Here is an 8,994-nt window from a genome sequence, read left to right as displayed (position 1 = left end):
TTAAAGCAAATAGGTTACCAATTACAAATAGCTTTAATAATCAATCTGTTACCCTTTAGCCCGGGCAGTTATTGGCAAATGACTGTAAAGAATTCTTTACACTTTTTACCCGCTTTTTTGACTAATTCCTATTAAAACAAATAGTTAGTTAAAAATCACGACTGTAAAAATTTCTGACAAATACAGCCGCTAAACTGAGTCTTTTTAGACACAAAACAATTTTTTTATCGCTAAATCAAATAGTTATTAAAAATAATTGCCAACCAAATTGAGTGTAAAAAAACCTGACAATTCCACCCCGCATGGCCAGTGTCAAGTTTGCTTAACGTAAACAAAACTTGACAGCAGGTGGCACTGGGTTTTACTAATGTCGGTTGATGCGATCGCGTTGCGCCGAAAATTATGTTAGGCACGGCCAGTTGTCGCGCCCCGCGACGCTACCCCTGATCCACCGCAACAATGCGAAAATACTGTTGTAAAACATAGATTTAACTTGCTGGCATTAAAATTTTTTGACCCAACCGACGTGTTGCCCCGCCCGCGGGTACAGCCAAGCGGCGAACACGCGGGGAGTATGCCCAGTGAAATTGTTTGACGCCCCGCAGGCGGCTTTGGGCGACCTTGAAACCGAGGCAGTCGCTGAACTGATCGCTGCGGCGTCCGACATTGCCCTGATCCTCGACCGTGAAGGTCGCATCTGCGACGTCGCGTTCGGCAACGACGAGCTGTCCTCCCAAATCGGCGAGGACTGGGTCGGGCGACGCTTGACCGACACCGTCACGCCCGACAGCCGCGCCCGCGTTGAGCAATTGCTCTACATCGCCCCCAGCCTCACCCACCCCACGCAATTCTGGCAATTAGATCATTTAGTGCCGAGTGGCGCTGAAATGCCCGTGCGGTATTGCGCAACTCGTTTAGGTAATCGCAATAGCATCATTGCAATCGGCCGCAATTTGCAAGGCATGGCCGCATTACAACAGCGGCTGGTTGATGCACAACATTCATTAGAACGCGATTATTGGCGCTTGCGTCAATTAGAAACGCGCTATCGGTTATTATTCCGCTCCACCAGTGAAGCCATTCTCATTTTAGATCCGAATACTGGGAAAATTGTCGAAGTCAATCCCGCCGCCAGTCAATTACTCGGCGTTGATGCACGCAAACTCATTGGGCGCGCCTTTGCTGATCATTTTGATGCGAATAGCATCGAATTGATTGAATCATTATTAACAGGCGTCCGCAGCTCAGGTCGCACCAATGACGTGCGCACCCGCTTGCGTGAACAAACCACCGAATTTTTAATGACTGCCGCGCCCATTCGCCAAGAAAATGCCACGCTTTTATTAGTCCGCTTATCGCCAGTCAATGGGGATTCAACCACTGCTCCATGCAATGAACCGCGCTCACGCTTAATTAAAATGTTGGAAAAAGCACCGGACGGCATCGTTATTACTCGCCATGACGGCCGCATTTTAAGTGCCAATGCCGCCTTTTTAGAACTCGCTCAATTAACCAGTGAAGAACAGGCGCGGGGTGAATCATTAGATCGCTGGCTCGGCCGCCCCGGCGTTGATTTGAATGTGTTAATTGCCAACCTGCGCCAACATGGCGCCGTGCGATTATTCGCCACCACCATTCGCAGTGATTATGGCAGCACCACCGAAGTAGAAATCTCCGCGGTTTCCGCCCAAGCTGGTGAACAACAAAGTTTTGGTTTTATTATTCGCAACGTGGATCGCCGCGTCTTCGCCGGCACCCCACCCGGGCGCACTTCATTGCCGCGTTCAATTGAACAATTAACCGAATTAGTCGGGCGGGTACCATTAAAAGAGGTGGTGCGTGAATCAACTGATATGATTGAACGCCTCTGTATCGAAGCCGCATTAGAATTAACCAAAGATAATCGTGCTTCCGCCGCCGAGTTATTAGGATTGAGTCGCCAAAGTTTATACGTTAAATTGCGCCGCTATGGGTTAAGTGAAGCGACGCCGGAGCAAGAAGTTTTACCCTGATATTGATCGTCGTGCGGTGAATGAGTGACACAATTAGACGATCAATTTAATCGTTCCCACCCGCCCGCGTGGGAACGCAATTTTCTTTAAAAAATCAAACCCATCAACCCTTGAACTGCGTCACTTCTGTAGCGACCTGTATCATTACTCAATTCACTAATATTGCAGCGGTTTATTCAGCGCAGCAACCCCGTTTTAAATAAATGCAGCAGAATTTCCTGCACCGCCTCGCTCGGTGATAATTGACTGGTATCAATTCGCAATTCGGGTTGCACTGGCACTTCATAGGGATCACTAATCCCCGTGAACTCAGGAATTAAACCCTGCCGCGCTTTTGCGTATAATCCTTTGCGGTCGCGCTGTTCACACACCTCTAATGGTGTAGATACATGAATTTCAATAAACACCCCGTGCTGTTCAATCAACTCACGCACCGCCAATCGGGTGGTTTGATACGGCGCAATTGGTGCGCAAATCGCCACTCCACCATTCTTAGTTATTTCACTCGCTACAAAGCCAATGCGGCGAATATTCAAATCCCGATGGGCTTTTGAAAACCCTAATTCACTCGACAAATTCTGCCGCACAATATCGCCGTCTAATAATGACACCGGACGGTCACCCATTTCGGTTAATTTCGCCACCAAAATATTGGCCAACGTTGATTTACCCGACCCAGATAATCCCGTAAAAAACAACGTCATTCCCTGACGACTACGCGGCGGATAAACTTTGCGCAGGCGATTAAGAATGTCCGGATAACTGACCCAATCGGGAATGGTTAATTCCTGTTGCAGACGCTGTTTTAATTCAGCTTCACTCATAGTAACTGAGTCAAAACCCTCGCGTTCTATCTCTGGCAACGGTAAAAAAGTCGCCCGAGCGGGAACATAACAGTATTCGGGCATTGCAACGATATGTATGCCAATCTCATCGGCGTATTGTTGCACAAAGGTTTGCGCGGCATTCGGTTCATAAAAGCGCATTTGATGATGATTAAATGGTGGCGAAGCATGATCTGGCCCTATTAGAAAATGACTACATCCATAATTCCGTTGAATAATTGTGTGCCATAACGCCTCACGCGGCCCTGCCATCCGCATTGCCAAAGGTAATAATGCTAATTGAGTAAGATTCGCCGGCAAATGCGGTAATAATGCTTGATAACACTGTACCCGCGCAATATGCGATAAATCCCCTGGACTTGTTTCTCCAACGGCCGGACGAATTAACAACGGCAATTGTTCCCGCTGTGCTGCGTCAATTAACATGTGTCGTTGTGTTTGATGCAATGGACTTGAACTATGCACCGCCAATACTTGTCGCCAGCCCTTTTTATTAAATAACACCCGCAATTCAGCCGGCGTGTGCCACAATTGCTCAAACTCATAATGCGTTGGTAATTGAATGCCTTCTAACGTGCCAGCAACGTAATATGAATGAGTCTGTTGTTGTAAATAGCTCACCCCGGGATGTTGCTCTGAGGTCGTGCCAAAAATTGCTTCGGCTTCATTCGTTTTATCGGCTTGCCATAATTCAGTGACGGTTAATACCGCTGGCATAAAACCTTCGGTATCGCGCAATGCAACCTGTTGACCAATGCGCAATTTCTCGGAAATGTCGGCCGTGACATCGAGAACTATTGGCATTGGCCAAACATGCCCTGTTGGTAACTGACAACGAGTTAAAACTGCCGTATAAGTGGCGCGATCCATGAAACCAGTTAATGGATAAAACCCGCCGTTTAATAATAATTCTAGATCACATAATTGGCGCTTAGTTAATGTCAGTGACATGAATGCTAATGAAGTACGCCGCAATTCTTCGGCACGTTCGGCATTAACCAGCAGGGTACGCGGCGCAGTACATGGTGTCGTTTCGTGGCTGATCATTTTGAATAAATATCCTGTGTTGAGTGAATAAGCAAAATTACCATTATGGTGCGTGAATTATACTTCATCTTGGCAACCAAACTCAGTGGTGAGCGCATTTAATAAAGCACGCAATTCGCCAGTCATAAGCGTTAATTCGGCATCAAAGCGCAATAGTTCATCATTAGTATCCGCATCAGTCGGTGCATCAGTGAGCATTGAAGTCAGGCGCAAACGTTTTAACCCTAATTCTTCATCGAGTAGAAATGACAAGCGATCTTGCCATGTCAAACTTAATACCACCACTCGTTTGCCTGCATTCAAATGTTGTTTAATTTCAGGCGCAGTTAAATCCTGTCCACGACACCGCACCACGCTCTGTTGATCCACTGCATCGCGTAATTCGCATTGATCTTCTAATTCCAATCCTGCAATTGCCCGCCCGCTGGCAACCCACATCGTCATTCGATCTGATACAGATACAGTCGGTTGCAATGGTCGCGCTGGTAATGAATCGAGCGTTTGGCGTAATAAACTTAATACCGCTTCGGCAACAGTATCACTACTAGTATCAACCACAAACCAATGATGTTTACAATCAATATAGGCGGCAATTAAACGCGATTGCGTAAAGGCTTGCGGCAGCATTTGGCTTAATAACATTTCGCGTAACCGAGTACGTTCCCGCCGCCCAACATCGCGCATTTCATTCTGTTCAATTTCGGCAACCTTTGCCGTTAATGCTTCGCTAATGACACCGGCGGGGAGTAACCGTTCTTGACGCCGTGCCGTAATCATTAAACAATCGTTATTCAAATGTGCGAGAACATGCGCATTATCACCTAATGGGGCAACCCAACCTAAAGTCATGGTTTCTAATGGTCCGCACGGTCGAAAAGCATAGGCTTCAAGGCGTTCGTGTAATTGCAGTTGATTTAATGTAAATGGATTGCGTAAACGAAACACCTTGGCATTTTTAAACACGATGATGATTCCTAAAATAAACTGGTTAATTAACAAAACGTGACGCACGTGGTAAGCAAAACACGGCATTATTAAATAATAAACGACCACAGCATATCTGATTTTTAATGACAATCCGCACAATCAATCTGTTCCAGTTACTATTTAAATGATACAGTAAAATAACTCGCTAACTTGATTGTGCTTGCCACCCGTGCATTATCTGTTGCACAGTATAGTCAACAACGTTGCCGCCGTAATCTGCTCACTATCCCAACGTACTACCAATAGTATACGCTTGCTGTAACGGTCGTGATAGACCAGAGAACATCAGTTAAATCTATTCGCATCATTTAAATACTGAAGCTGATTTTTTTATTCCCTATTTTTACCCTATTATGCCACAATTATGACAAAAAATCACTCTGAATATACGCCGGTGATACAGCAATATTTGCGTATTAAAGCAGATTATCCTGACACCTTATTATTGTATCGCATGGGGGATTTTTATGAACTGTTTTTTAATGATGCAGAACGGGCAGCGCGTTTATTAGATATTACACTTACCAAACGCGGCCAAGCAAATGGTCAACCAATTCCATTAGCCGGTATTCCTTATCATGCGCTGGATAATTATCTTGCCAAATTAGTGCGACATGGGTTATCGGTCGCTATTTGTGAACAAATTGGTGATCCAGCCACCAGTAAAGGTCCAGTGAAACGCGAGGTAGTGCGGGTTATTACGCCGGGGACTTTAACTGATGCCGCATTATTAGAAGAGCGCCGCGATAATTTACTCTGCGCCATTGCAGAATCTATTCATGCCAGCGAATGCGCGTATGGATTAGCGGGATTAGAACTTTCCACTGGGCGCTTTTTTGTATTAGAATTATCGGGAATTGATGCGCTGGCGGCTGAATTAGAACGCCTCACGCCCGCTGAATTATTATTGAATGAACAGAGTGATTTAACTGAACACTTACGCATCACTGCCGGCACGACCCGCCGTCCCGTTTGGCATTTTGATTTCGAGAGCAGCACCCGATTATTATGTGAGCATTTTGGCACCCGTGATTTGAATGGATTTGGCTGCAAAGAATTAACATTAGCCATTGGTGCCGCCGGCGCTTTATTGCAATATGTGAAAGAAACGCAACGCGCTGCCGTGCCACATTTGCGCGGCTTACAGGTTGAATGGCGCACCGATGCACTCTTATTAGATGCCGCCACGCGCCGCAATTTAGAAATCACCCGAGGATTAAATGGTGAAGACCAGCAAAGCCTCGTGTTTATTTTAGATCACACCATTACCAGCATGGGTGCGCGATTATTACGCCGCTGGTTAGGTCGCCCATTGCGCAATAGAGAAATCATTACTGGTCGGCATGATGCCGTCACTACGTTATTAAACACGCAAACATACAATGCCGTGCGTGAGCAACTAAAAACCATTGGCGATATTGAACGATTATTAGCTAGAATCGCATTAGGTAGCGCCCGCCCGCGTGATTTAACAACCCTGCGCAATACATTAGCCGCACTGCCACAATTACATACTGCCCTCGCACCGGCGTTAATCAATCTCGAACCGCCGGCATTATTAAACCAATTAGATCGGGATATGGGTCATCATCCTGAAACGCTCGCATTATTAGAACGGGCAGTGATTGAAAACCCACCGCAGTTAATTCGAGATGGCGGAGTTTTAGCGCCCGGTTATGATGCCGAATTGGATGAATTGCGCGAATTAGCCGAGCATAGTGACCGCTTTTTATTAGATTTAGAGGCGCGTGAACGAGCGCGGACAGGTATTAGTACCTTGCGCGTCAGTTATAATAAAGTGCATGGCTATTTTATTGAAGTTGGACGGGTTCATGCGGATCGTTTACCGCCAGATTATCAACGCCGTCAAACATTAAAAGGCACGGAACGCTATTTGATTCCGGAATTAAAACAGTTTGAAGATCGGGTGATTAGTGCGCGGGAACGGGCATTGGCGCGTGAAAAAGGATTGTATGATGAGTTATTGCGTACTTTAGCAACAGTCATTGAACCGTTGCAAATCACTGCCACTGCCATTGCCACGTTAGATGTATTGAGTAATTTTGCCGAACGCGCTGAACAACGCAATTGGCAGCGCCCGATTTTAACCACCCAAGCAGTGATTAATATTAATGAAGGGCGCCACCCGGTGGTGGAGCAATTGGTGAATGAACCCTTTGTTGCCAATAGCGTTGCACTTGATCCGCAGCAGCGATTATTGATTTTAACTGGTCCAAACATGGGAGGAAAATCGACATTTATGCGCCAAATTGCGTTAATTGTTTTAATGGCGCACATTGGCAGTTTCGTGCCGGCGCAATCGGCACAGATTGGCACGATTGATCGGATTTTTTCACGCATTGGCGCGGCGGATGATTTAGCGGGCGGGCGCTCAACCTTTATGGTTGAAATGGAAGAAACGGCGAATATTCTGCATAATGCAACGGCAAATAGTTTAGTGTTAATGGATGAAATTGGTCGCGGCACCAGCACTTTTGACGGGCTATCATTAGCCTGGGCAACAGCAATGGAATTGGCCAATCGCATTCAAGCATTAACGTTATTTGCCACGCATTATTTTGAATTAACGCGGCTATCGGATGAATCGCCGTGCATTGTTAATTGGCATTTTGATGCAGTAGAACATGGCGATCATATTGTGTTTTTGCATCGTATTTGTCCCGGACCGGCCAATCAAAGTTATGGATTGCAAGTCGCGGCATTAGCGGGTGTCCCGGCAGTGGTTATTAGCCAAGCGCGGGTTTATTTGCGTGAATTAGAAGCCGCCGCTATTCAACATCATTCAACTGCAACCACCACTTCACCGGACACTTTACAATTGCCGTTATTAACACCAGCGCCACCTGATCAATTGCCATTCGTGCCGCAACCAATACATCCATTATTAGAACGCCTGCGCACGGTTCAATTAGATGATTTCACACCCCGCCAAGCACTGGCGCTCTTGTATGAATTAAAAACACTTGCGGAACAACCCTGATTGCATTTATGATAACCCCATCCGTTACACGTCACTCGTATCATTAACCCGAGATTTATAATGAATACCACCGCAATTGAATTTGCCACGCATCCGCGCAGTTTGTCAGTTATTATCCCGCTGTATCAAGAAGAAGACAATGTCGCGCCGTTATTAGCGCGAGTGCATGAAGGCTTGGCCAGTTACGCTGATCCCTGGGAATTGATTTTAGTGGATGACGGCAGTCGTGATGGCACGACACAGCGATTAAAACAGGAAATGACCCGCTATGGACAACATGTGCGCGTCATTCGGTTTCGCCGCAATTTTGGTCAAACAGCGGCGATGCAGGCGGGATTTGATGCGGCACGCGGGCAAGTGATTGCCACATTAGATGGTGATTTACAAAATGATCCCGCCGATTTACCGCGCATGATTGATGAATTATTTGCGCGGGATTTGGATTTATTACAGGGCTGGCGGCAGCGGCGACAAGATGCGTTAATTATTCGCAAGATTCCCTCACGCATTGCTAATCGGTTAATTGGTAAAGTGACGGGGGTACGATTGCATGATTACGGCTGTTCATTAAAAGTCTATCGCGCTGAAGTCATTCGTGAGATTCGTTTATATGGCGAAATGCACCGCTTTATTCCCGTGTGGATTGCGGGAGTAACAGCACCGCAACGGATTGGTGAAACGGTAGTCACGCACCGCGCTCGTCAATTCGGCCAATCGAAATATGGTATTTCGCGCACCTTCCGCGTTTTATTAGATTTACTCGCGGCATTTTTCTTTTTACGCTTTGGCGCCCGCCCCGGCCATTTCTTTGGCATGATTGGCATTGGCTTTGGTGTCATTGGCAGTTTAATGATGGCGCATTTATTAGTCGTCAAGTTTGGATTAGGTGAAGATATTGGTCAGCGCCCGCTGCTATTCATTAGCATTTTATTATTAATCACCGCGGCGCAATTGATGACCACCGGCGTCTTGGCTGAATTATTAGCGCGCACCTTTTTTGCGTCAACTGATCGCACACATCATTGCATTGCGTGGCAAAGTGATGCTGACCAAGCGGGTTGGCATGTTGAAAAAGACAATGCGCACTCTTAATTAACGCATT

General features: G+C 46.4%; 5 protein-coding genes. 3 read left to right on the top strand and 2 right to left on the bottom strand.

What is annotated here, in order from left to right; translation table 11 throughout:
• Positions 1–581: 581 nt before the first annotated feature.
• Positions 582–2,012 carry a transcriptional regulator PpsR gene (gene ppsR, locus HUK38_RS12395; protein WP_182584644.1) on the top strand — a complete coding sequence of 477 codons (1,431 nt, stop codon included), beginning with the start codon at positions 582–584 and terminating at the stop codon, positions 2,010–2,012.
• Between the two features lie 176 nt (positions 2,013–2,188).
• On the opposite strand, the gene HUK38_RS12390 is transcribed toward ppsR, so the two are convergent.
• Positions 2,189–3,904, bottom strand: coding sequence for a bifunctional sulfate adenylyltransferase/adenylylsulfate kinase (locus HUK38_RS12390; RefSeq protein ID WP_182584643.1), 1,716 nt, complete (start codon positions 3,902–3,904; stop codon positions 2,189–2,191).
• Positions 3,905–3,961: 57 nt separating this feature from the next.
• Positions 3,962–4,867, bottom strand: coding sequence for a recombination-associated protein RdgC (locus tag HUK38_RS12385; protein ID WP_182584642.1), 906 nt, complete (start codon positions 4,865–4,867; stop codon positions 3,962–3,964).
• A 388-nt stretch (positions 4,868–5,255) separates the two neighbouring features.
• Between HUK38_RS12385 and mutS the strand changes: the two genes are divergently transcribed.
• Complete coding sequence (mutS, locus tag HUK38_RS12380) at positions 5,256–7,892, top strand: DNA mismatch repair protein MutS (RefSeq protein ID WP_182584641.1); 2,637 nt, start codon at positions 5,256–5,258, stop codon at positions 7,890–7,892.
• A 60-nt stretch (positions 7,893–7,952) separates the two neighbouring features.
• Positions 7,953–8,984, top strand: a complete 1,032-nt coding sequence (locus HUK38_RS12375; RefSeq protein ID WP_182584640.1) for a glycosyltransferase family 2 protein — start codon at positions 7,953–7,955, stop codon at positions 8,982–8,984.
• The last annotated feature ends 10 nt before the right edge of the window (positions 8,985–8,994 follow it).

The organism is Thiospirillum jenense, assembly GCF_014145225.1.
Classification (GTDB): Bacteria; Pseudomonadota; Gammaproteobacteria; order Chromatiales; family Chromatiaceae; genus Thiospirillum; species Thiospirillum jenense.
The sequence above is the reverse complement of the archived record's forward strand: the minus strand, read 5'-3'. Positions and strand labels throughout refer to the sequence as shown.

What these genes read in the sequence shown, in the direction of transcription:
- HUK38_RS12390 (WP_182584643.1), bottom strand. Translation starts at nt 3,904, where the DNA reads ATGATCAGCCACGAAACGACACCATGTACTGCGCCGCGTACCCTGCTG.
- mutS (WP_182584641.1), top strand. Translation starts at nt 5,256, where the DNA reads ATGACAAAAAATCACTCTGAATATACGCCGGTGATACAGCAATATTTG.
- HUK38_RS12375 (WP_182584640.1), top strand. Translation starts at nt 7,953, where the DNA reads ATGAATACCACCGCAATTGAATTTGCCACGCATCCGCGCAGTTTGTCA.